The organism is Bradyrhizobium sp. IC3195, assembly GCF_020193585.1.
GTDB lineage: Bacteria > Pseudomonadota > Alphaproteobacteria > Rhizobiales > Xanthobacteraceae > Bradyrhizobium > Bradyrhizobium yuanmingense.
Window position 1 is genome coordinate 51131 of record NZ_JADYVG010000011.1, and the last position, 20684, is coordinate 71814.

Below are 20684 nucleotides of genomic sequence, written 5' to 3' on the forward strand. Positions count from 1 at the left end.
CGCCATGGAGGAGGTCAAGCATGAGATCGTGATCGTCCGCCGCCGCAGCGCCTTCGCCGAGGAGGCGCATCATGGCGGCGTCTGGAAGATCGCCTATGCGGACTTCATGACCGCGATGATGGCGTTCTTCCTGGTCATGTGGCTGCTCAACGCGCTCAACCAGGACCAGAAGCAGGTCGTCGCGAGCTATTTCAACCCGATCAAGCTCGCTGAGAACTCACCTGCCCCAAAGGGCCTCAAGGATCTCTCCAACAAGGAGCCGTCGTCGTTCGAAGGCCAGGACGGCAGGCGTCAGCCGGCCGGCACGAACGAGGAACGTCGCGGCGATTCTCCGACGGCTGAGAAGCCGGCCTCTTTCGAGGAGAAGGTCCTGTTCCGTGACCCCTATGCGACGCTTGCCGAGATCGCCAACAGCGCGAACCAGTCGACGGGCCAGCGGCGCGCCGGCGCTCTGACCTCCGCTGAAGAGGACGGCCTCAAGGGGGGCGATGCCTATCGCGATCCCTTCGATCCCGGCTATTGGAAGCTGGCGCCACAGGCGTCCAAGGACGCCGATCGCTTCATCGAGAGCGAGCCGAAGCCGAATGCCTCCGCGCGAGACGGCGCAGCCGGAGCAAATCCGGGCGAGGTGCAGGCGCGCCGGAGCAGGACGGATGATGCCGGCGGCAACGTGGCTCCGGGCCCGGAGAGCTCGTCCGCAAGCCTGTCGCCGCTGATGCCGCCGGGCGCCGCACCGACGCAGTCGCCGCGCGAGGGCAGCGCCCAAGCTGGCGTCCAGGTGAGCACCGCCCCGCAGGCTCGTCCCAACGATGCGGCGAAGGAGCCGGAGGCGCGCGACGCGGCGCAAACACAGCAGCCCACCCTCAAGCAGCTTCAGTCCGCGGTCGCGGAGGCGCTGTCGGACATCAAAGCAGGGGCGGGGCCGGCGGCCGAGGTGCGTCAGGTCGAGGAAGGGCTCCTGGTCAGCCTCACCGACGATGCGAGCTTCGGCATGTTCGCGGTCGGCTCGGCGGAGCCGCGGCCCGAGCTGATCCGCGTGATCGACAAGATCGGGCCGCTGCTGATGAAGCGCCAGGGCATGATCATCGTCCGCGGGCATACCGACAATCGGCCGTATCGATCGGAAACCTACGACAATTGGAGGCTGTCGACCGCGCGTGCGCAGATGGCCTATTACATGTTGGTCCGTTCCGGCGTCGATGCGCGGCGGATCGAGCATATCGAAGGTTACGCCGATCGGCGGCCGAAGCTCCCGAACGATCCGGCGGCCGCCCAGAACCGCCGGATCGAAATCCTGATCCGGGAGAAGCGACCTTGATCAGGCTGCTGCGCCGCGCCGTCTTGCTGCTGCCGTTCATCGCGGCAAATGCGCTTGCCCAGCCTGCACCCCAGGGCAGCGAACCCTATGAGCTCGTCCGCGCGCTGCAAGCGGTGCAGGACGGCATCGCCAATGGCGACACCGCCGCACATGGCAGTCATATCGCGCTGATCCGGCAAATCGGCGAGAAGTTTCTCGCGGCCGATCCCGCGGTGTGGAGCAATCCGCGGAACGGCCAGGCGGTCGTTATCTACCTGCTCAGCGGCGGTGCGCCGCAAATCGTCCGCAAACTGCCGCGCGACAAGTTGAACGTCGACGAGCGGCTGTTCAACGGTGCGCTCGCCTATGTCGAGGGTCGCCAAGAGGAAGCACGGGAGCTGCTCAAGGAGATCAAGCCGCGGACGATTCCTTCGGGACTGGGCGGACAGGTCGCGCTGGTTCAGGGCGCGCTGTTCGCGCGCGCCGAGGCCTCGCTCGCGATCGAGCGCCTGGACGATGCGCGCCTGCTGTTGCCCGGCACGCTGGTCGAGGAGGCGGCCCTGCGGCGCGAGATCCTGCTGGTGGGGCAGGCGGAGGATTTCGAGAAGTTCGAGTTCCTGACGCTGGCCTATATCCGCCATTACCGCAACTCGATCTATGCGGGCGATTTCTGGCAGCGCTTCTCCGCGGGGCTGACGCAATCGAGCCTGGCACTCGACGAGCGCCGCTTTGCGCGGATCTCAGCCTTGCTCGAGCAGATCGATCGCGCCAGCCGCCTCAAGCTCTATCTCATGATCGCGCGCGCCGCGATGGTGCGCGGACGGCTGACCGTGACCCGGCTGGCCGGCGAGCGGGCATTGACCCTGAGCGCGGATGCATCGGCGGAACGCGAGCGCGCCCATTTCTTCCGCGGCGCCTCGCGCGTGCTCACCGACGAATATGACGGCGGTCTCGCCGAACTGAAGGCGCTCGACCGGTCGAAGCTGCCCGAACGCGACGTCCCCCTTCTCAATGCCACGGTGCAGCTCGCGCTCGACGTTCGCAAGCCGTTCGCGGGCGGATCCGCCGCGGCAGCGGACAAGCCTCCGGCAACGCCGGCGCGACTCGATTTGGCGTCATCGACCGCGACGCTCGCACGCGCGCAGAAGCAGCTCGGGGAGCTCGAACTCCTGACCAAGGATCGCCGGCCATGACCAAGCTCAGTGGAACCTCCGGACAGCTCTTCAACGGTCTCGCCGAGAGTCTCAACATGCGCGGGTCGCGCGCGGCAAAGGGTGCCGCGACCAAACCACAGGCGAACTCGTCCTTCAACGATCTGCTCCACACCGTCTCGAATCTCGCCAAGCAGGCGCTGAGCGAAGACGGCAGCGAGGCGGCCGCGAAGACCGGAACGCTGCGCACGCGTCCGATCCATCCGGCCGAGCAGGAGCAGCCGAAGGAGGCGGCGCTGCGCGAACGCGTCGCGACCATTGCTGATCCAAAGTCCATGGACGAGACCTCCGACACCAAGTCCGACAAGCTGGCGGAGAAACCACGTCCGGTCGATCATCTCACCGGGACAGATCGCCAGGATCAATCCGGCATCGCTGTGATGGTCGGGCAGGAGATCGCTGCTGTGTCTGCCGTGAAGCCGCAGATGCAAGTGCCCTCCGCAGACAAGGACGCGCCCGCGCGCGATGAGCGGTCAACCTCGGCGAAGCACGAGGCACCGGGCGCGGTGAAGGCGGCGACCGGCGATGCCGGTCCATCCAGTCCTGCCGCGGCCGGCGCGCGCTCGCAGGCGGCGGCTTCGCAAGCGATGGCGGCGTCGCAATCTGCGCTGACGCAAGGTGCGGAAGCCTCGAGCGCAAGGCCGGCATCACCCGGCTTCGAGGCGGTCACGGCCGATGTCGAGCGCGCTGCCAAGGCTTCGGCGCGCGCCGCGCTACCCGAGACGACCAAGGTCACCGTGGTCCAGCAGGAAACCCATCTGCCACCGGCGCAGTTCAACGCCCCGCAGCAGGTTGCCAATGCAGTCGTCGCCGAGCTGAAGGAGTCCTCGGCACCGGCTGCGTCCGCGGCACCCGATCTCGCCGCATCCCAGACCAACGCACCGGATCAGCCGCTCAGGATCCTGACGGTCAATCTCGAACCGCCCGCCCTCGGCAACGTCACGGTGCGCCTGCGTCTCGTCGGCACCGAAGTGTCCGTCCAGCTCGCGGCCGAGCGCAAGGACACGAGCCAGATGCTCGACCAGCAGCGCGACCAGATCCGCGAGCTCATGCAGTCGGCCGGCTACGTCGCCGACGTCGCGCCGGTCCAGCACGGCTCGCTGGACGGATTCCAGAGCGGCTCCGGCCAGTCCCAGCCCCAGCTCTCGGGCCAGCAACAATCCTCGCCGCAGTCGCAAGGCGCGTTCGGCGGTGCCGGCACGTCGTCGGGGCAATCCGACGGCGGCGCGAAACAGGCTCGCCAGGAGCGCCAGTTCAACCAGGAGACGCGTCATGAGCAGGACGTGGCGCCGCATCATCGTCGCGGCCCTGTTTATCTGTAACGCGAGCGCTTCGGAAGCCGCCGCCGAGACTGCGCGCCCCTGCGAGCGCGAGATGACGCGCGCGGCCCGGCAGCATGGGATTCCGCTCGGCATTCTCTATGCGGTGGGCCTCACCGAGACCGGCCGGCGCGGCGCGCTCCATCCTTACGCGCTCGGGGCCGACGGCCAGACCGTGTTCGCCAAGGACATCAACGATGCAATCGCGAATTTCGAGGCGATGCGCAGCAAAGGCATCAAGCTGATCGATCTCGGCTGCATGCAGATCAACCATTATTATCACGGCGACAAGTTCGCTTCGGTCCGGGCGATGTTCGATCCCGCGGGGAACGTCGAATACGCCGCGCGCTTCCTCAAGGAGTTGAAGCAGCGCGAGGGCAGCTGGACCATGGCGGTCGCGCGCTACAACGCGGGTCCCAACAATCAGCCGGCGCAGAAGCGCTATGTCTGTCACATTGTTGCGCATCTCGTCTCGAGCGGTTTCGGCGCGTGGACGGACAAGGCGCGCTCGTTCTGCCAGCCCAAGACGAGCTGAAGCAGAGCTGACCGGACCACGACAAGTTGTGCATCGCGCCCAATCATCAGCCCCGCGCAAGCAAGAACCCCCATTGTAGCTGCAACCTACCAAAGGAGCCCAATTCATGAGCCTGTATGGTGTTATGCGCACCGGCGTTTCCGGGATGAACGCGCAGTCCAACAAGCTGTCGACGGTCTCGGACAACATCGCCAACGTCAACACGACGGGCTACAAGCGAGCTTCCACGGAATTCTCCTCGCTGATCCTGAAGAGCGGCTCCGGCAATTACGATTCCGGCGCGGTCGAAACCAAGGTCCGCTATGCCATCAGCGACGGCGGCAATACGCAGTATACCACGTCGACCACGGACCTCCGCGTCCAGGGCAATGGCTTCTTCGTGGTGTCGAACGCCAACAACACGCAGCAATATCTGACGCGGGCCGGCTCGTTCGTGCCCGACAGCCAGGGCAATCTGGTCAACGCGGCCGGCTTCTATCTTCTGGGCCAGCCGGGCAACGTGAGCAATTTCTCGCAGAACAGCCTGTCCGGCATGCAGATCGTCAACATCGCCCAGGTCTCGCAGGTGCCGGTGCCGTCGACGGCGGGGACGCTCACGACCGGCAATTTGGATCCGAAAGCGGCTGTCATTGCTGGTCCGCCCGGCCCGGCGTCATATTCATCGAAGAGCTCGATCGTGGCCTACAACAATATCGGCCAGGCCGTTACGCTCGACGTCTATATGTCCCACACGGCGACGGCTGCCGGCTCGGATACCTGGCAGATCGGGGTCTACGACTCCGCGACGGGCACCTCGCTCGGCGCCGCCACCACTTTCACCTTCGACACCACGGCGGCCGGCAGGGGCGCGCTCGCCGCGGCGAGCCCGACCGGTCTCGCCTTCACCGTTCCCGGAGGTGCGGCGATGACCTTTGACCTGTCGAACTTGACCCAGGTCGGCACCGACTTCAGCTTCAAGGCCACTGTCAATGGCAGCGTTCCCTCGGCGATCGACAAGGTCGATATCGACGATGCCGGCCATGTGACGGCGATCCTCAAGAACGGGCAGCAGCTGACGCTCTACACCATCATGCTCGCCGACGTCGCGAGCCCCGACAATCTGACGCCCGAGCCCGGCAACGTCTATTCGACCAACATGAATTCCGGCAACGCGCAGGTCGGAAATGCCGGCACGGGTGGGCTCGGCACGATCCAGTCCAGTGCCCTGGAGGACTCCAACGTCGACCTTGCGGACGAACTCACCGGCATGATCGAGGCCCAGCGCGGCTTCACGGCGAACTCGAAATCGTTCCAGACCGGCTCGGATCTGCTGGATGTCGTCGTCAACTTGAAGCGCTGAATTCCTAGGCGCTCGTTTCGGGCAAGAGCACGCCATGTCGCTTACCGCCGCTCTCAACTCGGCTCGCTCCTCGCTCATGGCGTCGAGCGTTCAGTCGTCGGTCATCTCGCGCAACATCGCCGGTGCCAGCGCCACCGGCTATTCGCGCAAGCTCACCATGCTGGACAATCTGCCCGGCGCCGGCGTCTATGTCGCGGCGATCCAGCGCGCCGCCAGCTCGGGCCTCTACAACAACGTCCTGATCGCGACCTCGTCGTCCGCCAAGCAGACCGCGATCTATGACGGCCTGCAGAAGATCGCCACCGCGACGGTGGACGATCCGGAGCTCGACCAGTCGCCGACGGCGCAGCTCAACGCGCTGAAGCAGGCGTTGCAGAAATATGCCAACGCCCCTGACAACGCCACCCTGGCGCAGGCGGCCGTCGCGTCCGCCAAGGACATGGCGACCGCGCTCAACCAGGCGACCCGGACCGTGCAGTCGGTCCGCGAAAGCGCCGATGCCGACATGAAGACGTCGGTTCAGAACATCAACCAGTTGCTGTCCCGGTTCGAGACCGTGAACACCGCGATCGTGAAAGGCACGATCTCCGGCGACGACATCACCGACTATCTCGATCAGCGCGACAGCATCGTCTCGCAACTGTCGCAGGAGGTCGGCGTCAACATGTCGATCCGCCCCAACGGCGACGCGGCGCTCTACGCCGACAGCGGCGTGGTGCTGTTCGACAAGACGGCGCGGACGGTGAGCTTTGCGCCGACGAATGCCTACACCGCCGGCACCACGGGCAACGCCGTCTACATCGACGGGGTCCCGGTGACCGGCGCCAATTCGGTGATGCCGCTGAAGTCGGGCAAGCTCGCAGGCCTCGCCCAGCTGCGCGACCAGGACACCGTCACCTATCAGGGCCAGCTCGACGAAATCGCGCGCGGCCTGATCAATACGTTCAGGGAAAGCGATCAGACCGCCGCGGCGCTGCCCGACGTTCCCGGTCTCTTCACCTATCCGGGCGCGCCGGCGATGCCGGCGAGCGCGACCGTCTCGGTGGGCCTCGCCGGCACGATCTCGGTCGCGGCCTCGGTCGATCCGAGCTTGGGCGGCAACCCGAATTTGCTACGCGACGGCGCGATCAGCGGCAACCCCGCCTACCAATACAACACCGCCGGCAACGGCGGCTATTCGGCCCGACTGCAGCAGCTCATCGGCGGCATGGATGCCGCGCAGCCGTTCGATGCAACGACGCAAGGCAAGCCGAGCGGCAGCCTGATCGACTTCGCATCATCATCGGCGAGCTGGATCGAAAACCAGCGCAAGACCGCCGACGCCAACTCCGAGTACCAGAGCACATTGCTCAACCGCAGCATCACGGCGTTGTCAAACGTCAACGGCGTCAACATGGACGACGAAATGGCCTTGATGCTCCAGGTCGAGCGAACCTATTCGGCCTCGTCGAAGATCATCTCGACCGTCGATGAAATGCTGCAGAGCCTGCTGGCCGCCGTGGGGAACTGAGCCATGATGAGCGCGAATTACGTTTCCACCCTGATGCTGTCCTCGTCGTTGAGGTATTCGATCACGAACAACCAGGCGGCGCTGAGCAAGGCCTCGAACGAAGCGACCACCGGCCGCTTCTACGACGTTGGTCTGGAACTCGGTGCGACGACGGGAAGCGACCTCACGCTGCGGGCGGACTGGAGCTTTGCCGACCAGCTCGTCGACACCAACGGTCTCGTCTCGGGACGCCTGGACGTGACGCAGAACAGGATCACCCAGCTCAACAAGACCGCGACCGACTTCCTCAAGGATCTGATCGCGGCCCGCAGCACCGACGGCGGCGGGCGGGTCATCCTGCCGCCTGCATCCTCCAATCTTCAGGACCTGATCGGCGCGTTGAATGTCTCCTATAACGGCTCGTCGCTGTTCTCGGGCATCAACACGCAGAACGCGCCCATCACGCCGTACGCCGCGGGCTCGGCCAGCAAGAACCAGGTCGATGCCGATTTTCTCGCGGCCTTCGGCTTCCCGCAATCCTCGCCCGCCGTGGCCACCATTACGCCGGCCCAGATGCAGACCTTCCTGGACACCACCTTCGATGCCGGGTTCGCGAGCCCGGCCTGGAACACCAACTGGTCCTCGGCGACGGACCAGACCATGCAAAGCCGAATCTCCACCACCGAGATCGCGGACACGTCAGTGAGCGCCAACGAGATCGGCTTCCGCAGGCTCGCCGAGGCCTACACCATGATGGCCGATCTCGGGAACGTGAAGCTGAGCCAGGAGACGTTCCAGGTCGTCGTGGACAAGGCCATCGGGCTGGTCGGCAACGCCATCAACGATCTCGCTGCGCTCGGCGGCAGCGTCGGCACGGTTCAGCAACGGGTCACCACCGCAACCGCCAAGCTCAAGACGCAGCAGGACATTCTGAACAATCAGATCGTCGGCATGGAAGCGGTCGACCCGACCGAAGCCTCGGTCCGCGTCAATACGCTGCAGACACAGATCCAGACCGCGCTGGCGCTCACCTCGCAGCTCCAGAAGATCAGCCTCATCAATTATCTCTGAGCCAAGGCTGCGCTGTCAGGCTCGTAACCTTTGTCCAGTTGTTCGGTTTTCTGCGAAGAGTGGTCGTGATGACGTTTGAAGCCTATGAAGCGGTCGTTGACGATAGTGGCTATGAGGCGCGCAGCCGTGAGCGGCAGGCACTCAGCCTTGGCATCGACCGGCTCGAGCGGATCCAGAAGGGACGTTTCAGCCCCGAGGATCAGGTCGAGAGCCTGCTCTATGTGCGGCGGCTGTGGACGATCTTCATCGAGGATCTCGCGCACCCGGACAACGGCCTGCCGGACAAGCTGCGTGCCGACATCATCTCGATCGGCCTGTGGGTGGTCAAGGAAGCCGATCGTCTCCGCGAGCAGCGGTCCAGCGACGTGGTGCAGCTCATCGAAATCAACCGCCTGATCCGAGACGCGCTTTAATGAAGATCTCCTTGCGCGCGGGCGAACGGGTCTACATCAACGGCGCGGTGCTCCGCGTCGACCGCAAGGTCTCCGTCGAGCTCGTCAACGACGTGATGTTCCTGCTCGAAGGGCAGGTCATGCAGGCGTCCGACGCCACCACGGCCCTGCGGCAGCTCTATTTCATCGTCCAGCTCATGCTGATGAACCCGACCGACGTTCGCGACGCTGCGGCGCTCTACGCCCAGCATCACGCGGCCCTGTGTGCCGTTTGCGAGAACCGCGAGATGCTCGATGGGCTCGGCGCGATCCACGAACTGGTTGGGGCGACCCGCTATTTCGAGGCGCTCAAGCGGATTCGCGCGTTATTTCCGGTGGAGCAGGCCATCCTGGCCGGCGCCGCCGCTGTTTCCCCAGTCGAAGCTGCCTGACAGCGGAGAGACAAGATGAACGTCACCAGCGCGACCGACAGCACCAGCAGATCCAGTTCGACCGACACCAACTCGACGACGTCGAGCAACAGCGTGGACTACAACACGTTTCTCCAGCTCCTCATCGCCCAGATGAAGAACCAGGATCCGACCAATCCCATGGACACCGCGCAGTATATGAGCCAGTTCGCCCAGCTCTCGACGGTCGAGCAGGCGATGCAGACGAATGCGAAGCTGGACGCGCTGCTGTCCTCGCAGTCCTTGTCGCAGGCCAACGGGCTGATCGGGAAGACGGTCAGCTTTACCGACTCGACCGGCGCGACCTTCAGCGGCAAGGTCGTCTCGGTCTCCATCAACAGCGACGGCTCCATCGCGACGCTTCAGGACGGCACCAAGGTCGCGGTCGGACCGGGCCTCACGATCAGCCAGTCATGAACGAGCGGGACGCCCTCGATATCGTCCAGGCGGCGATCTGGACCATCATCGTCGCCTCCGGGCCTGCGGTCGGCGCAGCCATGCTGGTCGGCACCGTCATCGCGCTGATCCAGGCGCTGACCCAGATCCAGGAGGTGACGCTGACCTTTGTTCCGAAGATCATCGTCATTCTCCTGGTCGTTGCCGTCTCCGGCTCCTTCATCGGCGCGCATCTGTCGACCTTCACTGAGATGGTCTATTCCAGGATCGAGCGCGGCTTCTGATCCGGACGGCCCGGCACCATCCCCGCGTAAGCTTTGCGCGGCAGATTGCGGGCGGACCCCTCTGCCGGTGACCCCATGGCCGATACGTTAGCTGCTAGCCCGCCCAATCAGCGCCGCCTCGGAACGGATGCCTTTTTCGCCGCCGGCATCGTGACCATGCTCACGATCCTGTTCCTGCCGATTCCTCCGATCCTGATCGACCTCGGCCTCGCGTTCTCGATCGCGCTTTCGGCCCTGATCCTGATGGTGGCGCTGTGGATTCAGCGCCCGCTCGACTTCTCTGCTTTCCCGACCGTTCTGCTGATCGCGACGATCCTGCGCCTGGCGCTGAACATCGCGACGACGCGCCTGATCCTGTCACGGGGCGGGGAGGGTGAACATGCGGCGGGCCATGTCGTTGCAGGCTTCTCGAAGTTCGTCATGGGCGGCGACTTCGTGATCGGTCTCATCATCTTCGCGATCCTGGTGACGGTGAATTTCGTCGTGATCACCAAGGGCGCGACGCGTATCGCCGAAGTCGGCGCCCGTTTCACCCTGGACGCCATCCCGGGCAAGCAGATGGCGATCGATGCGGACCTGTCCGCCGGCTTGATCGACGACAAGGAAGCGCAGCGACGGCGCCGCGAGCTCGAAGAGGAGAGCGCGTTCTTCGGCGCCATGGACGGCGCCTCGAAATTCGTCCGTGGCGACGCCATTGCCGGTCTCATCATCACCGCGATCAACATCTTCGGCGGCATCGTCATCGGCGTCACCCATCACGGATTGACTCTGTCCCGCGCGGCCGACGTCTACACCAAGCTCTCCGTCGGCGATGGTCTGGTGTCGCAGATGCCGGCGCTGATCGTGTCGCTGTCGGCGGGCCTCCTGGTCTCCAAGGGCGGCACCACGGGCTCGGCGGAGCAGGCGGTGCTGCGGCAGCTCGGCGGCTATCCGCGCGCGGTGTCGGCCGCCGCGCTGATGATGTTCGTGCTCGCTTTGATGCCGGGACTGCCGATGGCGCCGTTTGTGCTGCTTGGGGGTGTCATGGCCTTCGTCGGCTATTCGTTGCCGAAGCGGCAGGCCGCGCTGAAGCAGAAGGAGGAGGCCCGCAAGGCCGACGAGCGCGCCCAGGCCGAGGCCAAGGAATCCGTCAAGGAGCAGCTCAAGACCGCCGAGATCGAGCTCGCGCTCGGCGGTCACCTTTCGGTCCACCTGTTGGGCTCGCGCACCGAGCTTGCCCACCGCGTGGCCAAGATCCGCAAGAAGTTCGCCAAGCAGTACGGCTTCGTCATTCCAGAGATCAAGCTCACGGACAATCTGTCGATCGATCCCAAGAGCTACCAGATAAGGATTCACGACACGCGCGTTGCCCATGGCGAGCTCAGGCTCGGCGAGGTGCTGGTGCTGGTCGACAAGGACGGCAAGCCCGACGTGCCGGGCGACGAGGTGATCGAGCCTGCGTTCGGCATGAAGGCGCTGTGGGTGACGGAAGCCTTCACCGACGAAGTCAAGCGGCAGGGCTGCAAGCCGGTCGACAATCTGTCGGTGCTGCTCACGCATTTGAGCGAAGTGATCAGGGCGAACCTTGCCCAGCTGCTGTCCTACAAGGACATGCGTGCCCTGCTCGACCGGCTTGATCCCGAATACAAGCGCCTGGTCGAGGATCTCTGCCCGTCGCAGATCTCCTATTCGGGCCTGCTGGCGATCCTGAAGATCCTGCTTGCCGAGCGAGTCTCCATTCGCAATCTTCACCTGATCCTCGAGGCGATCGCCGAGATCGCGCCCCATGTACGGCGCTCCGAGCAGGTGGCGGAGCACGTTCGGACCCGGCTCGCCCAGCAGATCTGCGGCGATCTCTCCGACAATGGCGTGCTCAACGTGGTTCGTCTCGGTAACCGCTGGGACCTCGCTTTCCACCAGAGCCTGAAGCGCGATGCCAAGGGGGACGTCGTCGAGTTCGACGCAGACCCGCGCCTGATCGAGCAGTTCGCGACCGAAGCCAGCGCCGCGATCCGGAAATTCACCGAGAGCGGCACCAGCGTGGTGCTGGCAGTGACGCCGGAAGCGCGCCCCTATGTCCGGATGATCCTGGAGCGGGTGTTCCCGACTTTGCCGATCCTGTCGCATGTCGAAGTCGCGCGCAGCGCCGAGATCAGGGCGCTCGGAGCCATATCGTGATCTCAGGGCTCGCCGACAGCGTGCTGGTGACGTTCATCGTGTTTTGCCGCATCGGCGCCTGCCTGATGCTGGTGCCCGGCTATTCCAGCGTCAACGTTCCGCCCCAGGTGCGCCTGTTCGTCGCACTGGTCACGACGTTTGCACTGACGCCGATCCTGATTGCCGTCCTGAAGCCGCTCACGGACAACGCGGGTCCCCTGACGCTCGCGCTCCTGATCTGCTCCGAGCTCGTGGTCGGCAGCGTCATCGGGCTCGGCGGGCGCGTGTTCTTCCTCGCCCTCCAGACCATGGCGACCATGATGGCGAGCGCGATCGGGCTGAGCAACATCCCGGGCACACCGATCGCCGACACCGATCCAGCGCCGGCCCTGGTGCCGCTGATCATGGCGGCCGTCACCACGCTGTTCTTCATGACCGACCAGCACTGGCAGGTGCTGCGGGGGCTGATGACCTCCTACGACGTCTGGAAGCCCGGCAGCAGGCTGGGCGGCAGCGTCGCGCTCGAGCTGCTCGTCGGCCGCCTTTCGGAAGCGTTCGTGCTGACGCTGCGGATCTCGAGCCCTTTCATCGTCTATTCGGTCATCGTCAACCTGGCGGTCGGCCTGATCAACAAGCTGACGCCGGCCATTCCGGTCTATTTCATCTCGGTGCCCTTCGTGCTGTTCGGCGGCTTCCTGCTGCTCTACCTCACCAGCGACGAGCTGCTGACGCAGTTCATGCTGGGCGTGTCGTCGTGGCTGGCGGAGTGACCGGGTCATGACATCGCGCGCGGACAAGCTCGGCCGGATGGTCTCGCTGGTGAAGCTGCAGCTCCGGCTCTCCGAATGGCAGCTCGCGCAATTGCGGCAGCAGGAGCGCAGCCTGCAGGACGAGCAGGAATGGCTGGTCGGAGCCTTGAACGATGGAAAGCCGCCGGCGGGATCGTCGAACGAATCGATCGCGCGGCGTCTCAACAGGGCGAGCGTCGGGGCCCGTGCGGTGCAGGCGCAGGCCGCGCAGCAGCTCGACCAGGTTCGCCGGGAGACCCGCCGCGTGAAACAGCTGGAGGAGGTCGCCAAGGCCGCACTCGCAGACAAGCTCCGCGATGCCGAGAAGCGCTCGCTCGAGGACATGACGGGAACGAGCCTTACCGTGCACGCCTGGACGCCACAGCCAGCCAACCGGAACAAGACATGATCGTGACAGCGACGCCCGACCTCGTCCTCGACGTCCTCGAAGCCGCGGACCCCGCGACGCAGCGCGCCGCGACCGCGAAGCTCGACGCGCTGAAATCGTCGGACGCCGATTTCGCCGCCACGATGGAGGCGGAAGTCGGCAAGGCCAAAGCGGCGACCGCCGATCAAGCCGCGGCGAAAGTCGCGGAAGCGCAGTCGGGTGCCGTGAATGGCGCGCCGGTGCAGGTGATCAAGGCGCCGGCATCCGGCGAGGTTTACCGGAAGTTCGAAGCCTTCATCCTCCAGACCTTCGTCGAGACGATGTTGCCGAAGGAGTCGGAGGAGGTCTTCGGCAAGGGCACGGCTGGCGGCGTCTGGAAGTCGATGCTTGCAGAGCAGCTCGGCAGTCAGCTGGCAAAGGGCAACGGTGTCGGCATCGCCAGGCAGCTCGCCGCCGCGGATCCGGCTGGACCGGACGCTGCGAAGGCCAAATCATGATCCGCGAACGGGTGACAGAAGTTGAGAGGTGAATTTCCAATGCAGGCACAAGAAGGCGCGGTGGCCGTGGCGATGGACCAGGCGGTCGCGGACACCGAGATGGTGACGACGGAAGCCGCAGCGAGCGATGCGCTGCTGCCCGTGCTGCTGCCGATCGGGGGTGACGAGGCAAGGGTCGACGCCGCGGACACGGTGAGATCGGACGAAATGCGTGGCCTGCTGGCCGCAATCCGCCGGCTCGCGACTATCGTCGAGGAGGAGACGACTGCGCTCGCGACCGGCCAGAAGATCGATTTCGACGATTTCAGCGCGCGGAAGAGCCGGAGCATGCTCGAGTTCGTCCGCCTGATGCGGGCGCGGATGCACCTCGGCGGCGAGGTCGAGATCACCGAGGAGATTCAGCGGCTGCGCGAGAAGCTCGAGCGGAATCGGTCCATTCTGGAGATGCACTACGACGCGGTCCGCGAAGTCGCGAGCATCATCGTCAAGGCGGTCAAGGACGCCGAGTCCGACGGCACCTATACCGGTCGCACGGCGCAGGACGGAAAATGATCAGGCTGGTGCTGGCCGGGCTCTGGGTATGCATCCTCACGGCGGGCACGAGCTATGCCGTCGCCTATTGGAAGGAGAAGGGCAGCCTGCTGCCGGCGAAGGACGAATATCTCGAAGGGTTGCAATATCACAAGACGCGGGCGCTGAGCGTGCCGATGGTCGAGAACGGCAATGTCCAAGGCTACATCGTCGCGCGCTTCGTCTACACCATGGAGGCGCGGACCATGCACCAGCTGAACGTCCCGCCGGAGCCGTTCGTCGTCGACGAGGCCTTCCGCAGGATCTACGCCGACGATCGTCTCGACTTCAGGAAGCTCGCCCGTTACGACCTCGCCATCCTGACGACGGCCATCAAGCAGCGCGTCAACGAACGGATGCAGGGTGACATCGTCCAGGACGTCCTGGTCGAGGACTTCAACTACGTCTCCAAGGAAGAATTCCAGCAGAAGCCGTAGCGCGGGATGGCTGCATAAGCGCTGCTCATCCCATCGTCTCTCCCGCTGAACGTGCAACGGCCTCCGCGAAGTGCGGAGGCCGTTGTCGGTTCGTGCCAGGCTTGCGCCCTTGTCAGTTTCCGGCCGGGTATGCCGCGGGGGCGGCCTGCGCCCGGTTCAAGAGGATGCCGACGTCCTCGAGCTCCTGCACCGGCTCGTCGAGAGTTTCGCCCGCCGGGATGTTGAGGCGGTAGCCGACGTAACGCCTTGCCACGATCGCGTCGAAGCCGAGGCGGTCGCGGAGCTTCTTGCGCAGCTTGCTGACGTGGCTCTCGATCACGCTCTCGTCGAAGGTGGACTCGAAGATGCCGTAGACCGCATTGAAGATCTGCGTCTTGGTGATCCACTTGCCGTGATTGGCCACCATATATTCGAGAATGCGCAGTTCGCGGCGGGGCAGGGTGAGGGCGTGGCCCGCGATTTCGGGATCACGGCCGTTGAAGAAGACCTGGATCCTGCTCTCGCAGGGCCTCGGCAGCTCGCCCACCCGGCGGCGCGCGATCGCGGCCGTTCGTGCCAGGATCTCGCGCAGATGGATCGGCACGTGCACGACGTCGTCCACCCCCGATTCGAACAGCTCCAGCGTGTTCTTGAGCATCTTCTGGCCGCTCATGGCAATGATGGGAGCCGAGGAGCGCTTCCGCATCGCCCGCGGCAGGCTTCCGCGGGCATCGCAATCGCCGAGGAGAAAAGCGTCCACCGCCGCCAGATCGGATTCGCTCGCAGATTGCAGCCAGTCCCAGAATTCTCCGGAGGAGAACCCGATCGACGATACGCCTTCGCGAACGAGCCCTCCGACATAGCTGTTCGCGACGCTCTCACGATCATCAACGATAATATACATCAGTCTTTCGCCCCTGTTTCGCACTTGTTGCGGCCGGTTGGTTGTTGTGATGCTCCGGCTCGGCAACGATGCTGTTTGACGACATTCCATCCCGCGAACCGTTGTTGTGGTTTCGATATTCGCGGGCAGCCCTACGCGTTCAGTGCCTGCGTCTCGCAGGCCTGTTACTTCAACTCGATACTGAAACGCTTACTGCGTGAGGCTCGGCGGGTGTCTTACTGATCACCTCGCGGAGCAGATTGAGAAACGACCTAGAACAGTTGCGCCAAGTTGCTCATCGCGTCCGAACACTGCTGAACCATGTCGATCTCCTCGCCAACTGGCGAGAATCACTTGAGTAGAACCGTAGCGATTGCCGATTCCCGATCAAGCGTGCGAAAGAAAGCGATTGCTACACGCACTTGATGCTGTTGATTTGTTTTTGGTTGTTTCTTGATGCATCCAAACGTATCAGTTGATTTTGATACTGAACTAGTTTTGCATTGTGATGGTTGTATAGTTCCGCATCCCCGTACAATTACAGCTATTTCGGGTGGTGCTCCGAGGCACGCACATTGATGGGTTTTCAACCCCGGATTGACTCTGGAACTCGCTTTTCCGCATGCGGAGGTTCGACTCACGTCTGCGCCGCGCCTCCATCTTGATGAAATCTTGGCGAGTGTGTGTCTTTCGAGTCGCACTATCGCCACGTGTATGGCGCAATCGACTCATGCGACGTCGCATCACGCGCGGTGAACGGCTTTCGACCCGCACGTTTCAGGCAAGCTTCGACAGATAACGTCGTCGCTCGACAGACCGAACCGAACGGAGCATTTTCATATGTTGTCCGATGGACAAGCTCGTCCCAACGCGACCGCGGACGCTTCCGCGGCGGCGAAGCCAGCGCCAGAGGCGAGCGATTCAATGGACAACGCGGCGCGGACGACCAAGCCTGCCGCGAGTGCAAAGCGCGTATCGGCGACGGCGAGCGACGAGGCTCTCGCAAAGGAGGCACTCGACGGCTTGAAGCGGATTCGTGCCAAGGCCCGCCTCGACAAGATGGCGATCCCGAAGCCGGCGCCGGTCGTGATCAAGCCGGCCGTGATCGTGGCGAAGCCGCCGCCACCCCGTCCGACCTGGGTCGCGCCGCTCGCAACTCTGGCGGTCGCTGCCATGCTGGTGGTCTGCGCCTGCACCGGCGTGATCGCCTATCTCACCACCCAGCCCGCGCCAAACAACGTTGCGGCCAATGCAGAGATCAGGATTCTGCGCGAGACCGTCGCACAACTGCGCAAGCAAGTGTCGGGCGTGTCTGAAAACCTCGATGGCTTGCGGACCGCGGTCGATCAATCCAGCAAGGTCACGAACGATCGCTTCGGCCGGTTTGCCGAGAATCTCGACCGGATCGAGCGGGTGAGCTCGTCCTCTACGGTGAAGCTCGACAAGCTCGCTCAGGTGCAAGCCCAAGCCCAAGCTCCCGCGCCGGCGACGGTGCAGACGCAGCCGGTGTCAGCGCAAGGGCCGATGATGGCCGCGGTCGCCGCGCCCGAATTCACGGGATCGGTGCCTGCACCCGAGCGTGCATTGGCGCCGCGCAAGGCGATCAAGGGCTGGTCGGTCCGCCAGGCCTATGAGGGAATTGCGATCCTGCAGGGCCCGAACGGTGTCATCGAAGCCGTGCTGGGACAACAGGTGCCCGGTCTTGGCCGCATCGAAGAGATCAGGAACGAGAACGGGCGCCTGGTGGTGGAATCAAGCGGCGGCGTCATCTATTCGTCGCGCAAGGCAACGCCCTGAACGAGCCGCCTTTTATTGGCGGTGATGCTCGAAGCTGGTGCACAGCAGATCGACCTCCGCTTCGGCGATCGGTGCGCGAAACAGGCGGCAGCTGAACTCGGCCGTCGTCTTGCTGTCGGTATTGGCGCGATCCTCCCGCAGGAAGATGCACCGCTTGCAGACGTCGGTGTGGTGCCGCTGCTCGGCGGCATCGGAGTGGTCCAGCACGTGCCGGAACGTGTCGCGGAAGCGGATCTTGACCTCGTCGTCCAGAACGCCAATCGCTTCGATGAGGACGTTGACGGGATCGCGCACCAGGAACTTCTTGCCCTGCTGGGTCACGCTCAACGTCACCGAACGCTTGTCCGTGGCCGAGCGCTTCCGCTCGAGATAACCGAGCCGCTCGAGCTCGCCGATGATGAACGAGGCGGTGCCGCGCGTGGTGCCGACGTAGCTCGCCAGCGCCGAGGGGGTTCGGGAAAATCGGTTGGCGCGGGAGAGGAAGCGCAGCGCCATCCATTCGCGGTCGCGCAAACCGTGCTTGGTGCCTTCGAACCACAGGATGCGTGCGGCCTGCTCCAACAGTTCAATCGATTCACGAGCCAAATTCATTTCAGTTCCAGGTCGCATAAACGTTTATTCAATTGGGCCTCGGGTAGCGCAATCGGGGCGGGCGAGAATGAGACCCGCTCGCGCTCCGCCGTCCGTTGCGGGCGAGCATCGCGCGTCGCGGGAAGAAGCCTCTGCGTTTCCGAAGATGGAACTTCCGGCCGTGGAACTAGGGTGTCACAAAGAAAGACCGGGTAAATCGCGCGGCCAAGATCCTCCGAAAATTTCAATCAAATGAGGGCGGTTCGCACGTGATTTGGTGATGATGAGCGATGCGTAAGCAACATGATGTGTCACCATCGTCGCTGCGATTGCTATTTGTTGCGGCAGAGCCTGTCGGGTGTGCGCTCAGGCGCATTCTGTGCAGCGACAAGCGGCCTGGCCGGCAGGCAAAGAACGATTCTTTTCGGTTAATGGATGTTGCGGTGCAGTGCAGCCAGACGGTTAAGTCCCGGCACACGGCACACGGCCCACGCTCCGGCGGGCGGCGGACACCGGCGCTCGCTAACGAAGGGATGAAGTGGTGAGCCGCGTGCTCGCAGGCTGGTGACTTGCGTTTGTCCGGCAGTTACTGGCGAATGCGGCGCCCGAGGGGCATCAGCATGGGAATCAGGAATGGGAAGATCGATGAGCTTTGAAACCACCATGACATCCGACGTCGTTGGACTGACGAAAGTCGCCCCGCTCTCGCGCCGCGGATTCATGAGCGCGACCGCGGCCGTCGCCGCTGGCTACACGCTCGCGGCCGGTCCGGTCCGGGCCGACATCATCACGACGGATACCAGTGGCCTCCAGGCCGGCGATGCCAAGATCAAGGTCGGCTCTGAGGAAATGCCCGCCTATTTCGCCCGCCCGGCCGGCAACGCCAAGGCGCCGGTGGTCATCGTGGCGATGGAAATCTTTGGGCTGCACGAATACATCCGGGACGTGACGCGCCGCCTTGCCAAGCTCGGCGCGTTCGCGGTGGCGCCCGACTATTATTTCCGCAAGGGCATCGACCTGACCAAGGTCACGGATATCAAGGAGCTGCTGCCGGTGGTGAATGCGAAGCCGGACGCAGAGCTGTTGTCGGATCTGGACGCGACGGTCGCCTGGGCAGGATCGCAAGGCGGCGACACGACGAGGCTCGGCATCATCGGCTTTTGCCGGGGTGGCCGCACGGTCTGGGAGTATGCCGCCCACAGCGGTGCGCTCAAGGCGGGCGTTGCCTTCTACGGGACCTTGGTCGATCCAGCCAACCCGTTGTGGCCGAAGAGCCCGCTGCAGCTCGCGCCCGAGATGAAGGCGCCGGTGCTCGGCCTCTATGGTGGCGCCGATACCGGCATTCCCGTCGCGCAGGTCGAGCAGATGAAGGCCGCGCTCGAGCAGAGCAAGAAGACGGCCGACTTCAAGATCTACCCCGAAGCGCCGCACGGCTTCCATGCCGACTATCGCGGCAGCTACCGCAAGGACGCCGCGGAAGATGCCTGGAAGCAGGCAGAGGCCTGGTTCAAGAAACACGGCGTGTTGAGCTGACGGTCAATCAAGAGGGCGGCCCAAGTGGCCGCCCTTTCTCTTTCATGTCACGGTCTCACCTCGTCATCGCGCCGTAGACGATGTCCTGGACCTGCTCGCGATAATACTTCCTGAGCTCACCCGGTGCCGCCGTTCCCACCACGACGACGAGACGCTCCTTGGGATCGCAGAAGAACTGCGTCCCGTAGGCTCCGTTCCAGGTGAACTCGCCCGGATTGCCGGGGACCGACGACAATCCTTCGCTGGTCCGGACCGCCACCGAAAGGCCGAAGCCGAAGCCGCCGCGATGCGGCTCGACATTGGCGACGTTGTTCTTGATCTCGGGGCCGAGATGGTTCGCCGTCATGTGACGGACGGTCTTCGGACCGAGGATGCGCTGGCCGTCGAGCTCGCCGCCGTTGAGCAACATCTGTCCGAAGCGGATGTAGTCGCCGACCGTCGCGAAGGAGCAGGCGCCGCCGCAGTCGAACTTGGTTGGAGTGTCCAGGAGCTTGATGGCCTGCGGCTTGCCCGTCAGCGGATCGTTCGGGAAGGGGCGGGCGAGGCGCGGGCGCTGCGCCTCGGTCGGATGGAAAGTCGCATCCTTCATGCCGAGCGGCTGCCAGACATTGGCAGCGAGATAGTCGCCAAGCTTCTGCTCGCTCACCTTCTCGACGACAGCGCCGAGCACATCGATTGAAAAGCCGTATTCGAACGCGGTCGAGGGCTGCTGCGCCAGCGGCAGCTTGGTGATGCGATCGATGAAAGCCTGGGTGTCGCCTTCGATCGCCGGCGCAATGCCATCGGGATATTGCCGCGCCACGGGGCTCGATGAGTCCGGGCGGCCGCCATACATCAACCCCGACGTATGCCGGTAGAGATCGTGGATGAAGATCGGCGAGGCCTGCGGTTCGAGCTTGAGTGATCCATCCGCCTGAGGCACGCCGACCTTCATGTCGGCGGGTAGTATTCGGACAGCTTGGCCTGGAGCGGCAGCCGTCCCTGTTCCATCAGCGTCAGGCCGGCGACCGCGGCCATCGGCTTGGTCATCGAGGCCAGCGCGAAGATCGCATCGACCGGCATCGGCGTGCCCTTGGCCGGATCGAGCAGGCCATAGGCCTTGTAGTGGACGAGCTTGCCGTCGCGCGCGATGGCGACCACTGCGCCGGGAACGCGCTTGGCCGCGATCTCGCGCGCGAAGAAATTATCGAGGCGTGCAAGGCCTTGCTTCGAAAATCCGACATCGTCGGGATTGGCTTCGGGCAGCGGCGCAGCGCGCGCGGCGCCGAGCGTGACGACAGCAATCGTTGCCGCGATCATGGCGATCGTCTTGTTCATTGCATTC

General features: G+C 64.3%; 21 protein-coding genes and 1 pseudogene. 19 read left to right on the forward strand and 3 right to left on the reverse strand.

Translation table 11 applies throughout. The features are described 5' to 3' along the window. The first annotated feature begins 4 nt into the window (after nt 1-4). From I6F09_RS21310 to I6F09_RS21390, 17 genes are all read left to right on the forward strand, one after another. Nucleotides 5-1318 (forward strand): MotB family protein, encoded by a 1314-nt coding sequence (locus tag I6F09_RS21310; protein ID WP_225188967.1) that lies wholly within the window; start codon nt 5-7, stop codon nt 1316-1318. After that, complete coding sequence (locus I6F09_RS21315) at nt 1315-2490, forward strand: chemotaxis protein (protein WP_225188968.1); 1176 nt, start codon at nt 1315-1317, stop codon at nt 2488-2490. The genes I6F09_RS21310 and I6F09_RS21315 overlap by 4 nt, the downstream gene beginning before the upstream one ends. After that, nucleotides 2487-3830, forward strand: a complete 1344-nt coding sequence (locus I6F09_RS21320) for a flagellar hook-length control protein FliK (RefSeq protein WP_225188969.1) — start codon at nt 2487-2489, stop codon at nt 3828-3830. The genes I6F09_RS21315 and I6F09_RS21320 overlap by 4 nt, the downstream gene beginning before the upstream one ends. Beyond that, complete coding sequence (locus tag I6F09_RS21325) at nt 3781-4362, forward strand: transglycosylase SLT domain-containing protein (RefSeq protein WP_225188970.1); 582 nt, start codon at nt 3781-3783, stop codon at nt 4360-4362. Before I6F09_RS21320 ends, I6F09_RS21325 begins: the two co-directional genes overlap by 50 nt. A gap of 106 nt (nt 4363-4468) precedes the next feature. After that, nucleotides 4469-5701: a flagellar hook protein FlgE gene (locus I6F09_RS21330; RefSeq protein WP_109144812.1), complete on the forward strand. Its 1233-nt coding sequence runs from the start codon at nt 4469-4471 to the stop codon at nt 5699-5701. Nucleotides 5702-5735: 34 nt separating this feature from the next. Continuing rightward, entirely contained in the window at nt 5736-7211 is a 1476-nt protein-coding gene (flgK, locus tag I6F09_RS21335; protein WP_036007035.1) for a flagellar hook-associated protein FlgK, read from the forward strand. 3 nt (nt 7212-7214) lie between these two features. After that, a complete protein-coding gene (locus tag I6F09_RS21340) occupies nt 7215-8261 on the forward strand; it encodes a flagellar hook-associated family protein (RefSeq protein WP_225188971.1) in 1047 nt (348 codons plus the stop codon). A 68-nt stretch (nt 8262-8329) separates the two neighbouring features. Continuing rightward, complete coding sequence (gene flaF / locus I6F09_RS21345) at nt 8330-8674, forward strand: flagellar biosynthesis regulator FlaF (protein WP_036007043.1); 345 nt, start codon at nt 8330-8332, stop codon at nt 8672-8674. Then, nucleotides 8674-9084, forward strand: a complete 411-nt coding sequence (flbT, locus tag I6F09_RS21350) for a flagellar biosynthesis repressor FlbT (protein ID WP_036007045.1) — start codon at nt 8674-8676, stop codon at nt 9082-9084. The genes flaF and flbT overlap by 1 nt, the downstream gene beginning before the upstream one ends. A gap of 15 nt (nt 9085-9099) precedes the next feature. Further along, nucleotides 9100-9519, forward strand: a complete 420-nt coding sequence (gene flgD, locus I6F09_RS21355) for a flagellar hook assembly protein FlgD (protein WP_036007048.1) — start codon at nt 9100-9102, stop codon at nt 9517-9519. Then, nucleotides 9516-9782: a flagellar biosynthesis protein FliQ gene (fliQ, locus tag I6F09_RS21360; RefSeq protein WP_025034323.1), complete on the forward strand. Its 267-nt coding sequence runs from the start codon at nt 9516-9518 to the stop codon at nt 9780-9782. Before flgD ends, fliQ begins: the two co-directional genes overlap by 4 nt. Nucleotides 9783-9857: 75 nt before the next feature. Then, nucleotides 9858-11939 (forward strand): flagellar biosynthesis protein FlhA, encoded by a 2082-nt coding sequence (gene flhA, locus I6F09_RS21365; protein WP_225188972.1) that lies wholly within the window; start codon nt 9858-9860, stop codon nt 11937-11939. Further along, nucleotides 11936-12688, forward strand: coding sequence for a flagellar biosynthesis protein FliR (gene fliR / locus I6F09_RS21370; RefSeq protein ID WP_225188973.1), 753 nt, complete (start codon nt 11936-11938; stop codon nt 12686-12688). The genes flhA and fliR overlap by 4 nt, the downstream gene beginning before the upstream one ends. 7 nt (nt 12689-12695) lie before the next feature. Further along, a complete protein-coding gene (locus I6F09_RS21375; RefSeq protein ID WP_036007058.1) occupies nt 12696-13115 on the forward strand; it encodes a hypothetical protein in 420 nt (139 codons plus the stop codon). After that, the gene (locus I6F09_RS21380) at nt 13112-13591 is read left to right on the forward strand and encodes a rod-binding protein (RefSeq protein WP_225188974.1); all 480 of its coding nucleotides are present in this window, start codon (nt 13112-13114) and stop codon (nt 13589-13591) included. The genes I6F09_RS21375 and I6F09_RS21380 overlap by 4 nt, the downstream gene beginning before the upstream one ends. Before the next feature lie 39 nt (nt 13592-13630). Further along, the gene (locus I6F09_RS21385; RefSeq protein WP_225188975.1) at nt 13631-14143 is read left to right on the forward strand and encodes a flagellar biosynthesis protein FlgN; all 513 of its coding nucleotides are present in this window, start codon (nt 13631-13633) and stop codon (nt 14141-14143) included. Beyond that, nucleotides 14140-14598 carry a hypothetical protein gene (locus tag I6F09_RS21390; RefSeq protein WP_036007081.1) on the forward strand — a complete coding sequence of 153 codons (459 nt, stop codon included), beginning with the start codon at nt 14140-14142 and terminating at the stop codon, nt 14596-14598. The genes I6F09_RS21385 and I6F09_RS21390 overlap by 4 nt, the downstream gene beginning before the upstream one ends. A gap of 112 nt (nt 14599-14710) precedes the next feature. On the opposite strand, the gene I6F09_RS21395 is transcribed toward I6F09_RS21390, so the two are convergent. Continuing rightward, entirely contained in the window at nt 14711-15481 is a 771-nt protein-coding gene (locus I6F09_RS21395; protein ID WP_192893304.1) for a response regulator transcription factor, read from the reverse strand. Between the two features lie 819 nt (nt 15482-16300). Here I6F09_RS21395 and I6F09_RS21400 point away from each other — a divergent pair. Further along, nucleotides 16301-17257, forward strand: a complete 957-nt coding sequence (locus tag I6F09_RS21400; RefSeq protein WP_036027405.1) for a hypothetical protein — start codon at nt 16301-16303, stop codon at nt 17255-17257. A gap of 12 nt (nt 17258-17269) precedes the next feature. Here the strand turns inward: I6F09_RS21400 and I6F09_RS21405 are convergent, their stop codons facing one another. Next, nucleotides 17270-17848: a MarR family transcriptional regulator gene (locus I6F09_RS21405; RefSeq protein ID WP_036007089.1), complete on the reverse strand. Its 579-nt coding sequence runs from the start codon at nt 17846-17848 to the stop codon at nt 17270-17272. A 624-nt stretch (nt 17849-18472) separates the two neighbouring features. On the opposite strand from I6F09_RS21405, the gene I6F09_RS21410 reads away from it, so the two are divergent. Continuing rightward, on the forward strand, nt 18473-19360 hold the full coding sequence (locus tag I6F09_RS21410) for a dienelactone hydrolase family protein (protein WP_225188976.1): 888 nt from the start codon (nt 18473-18475) through the stop codon (nt 19358-19360). Nucleotides 19361-19415: 55 nt separating this feature from the next. Here I6F09_RS21410 and I6F09_RS21415 read toward each other — a convergent pair. Then, nucleotides 19416-20677: pseudogene (locus tag I6F09_RS21415) on the reverse strand (serine hydrolase domain-containing protein). Nucleotides 20678-20684: the final 7 nt, after the last annotated feature.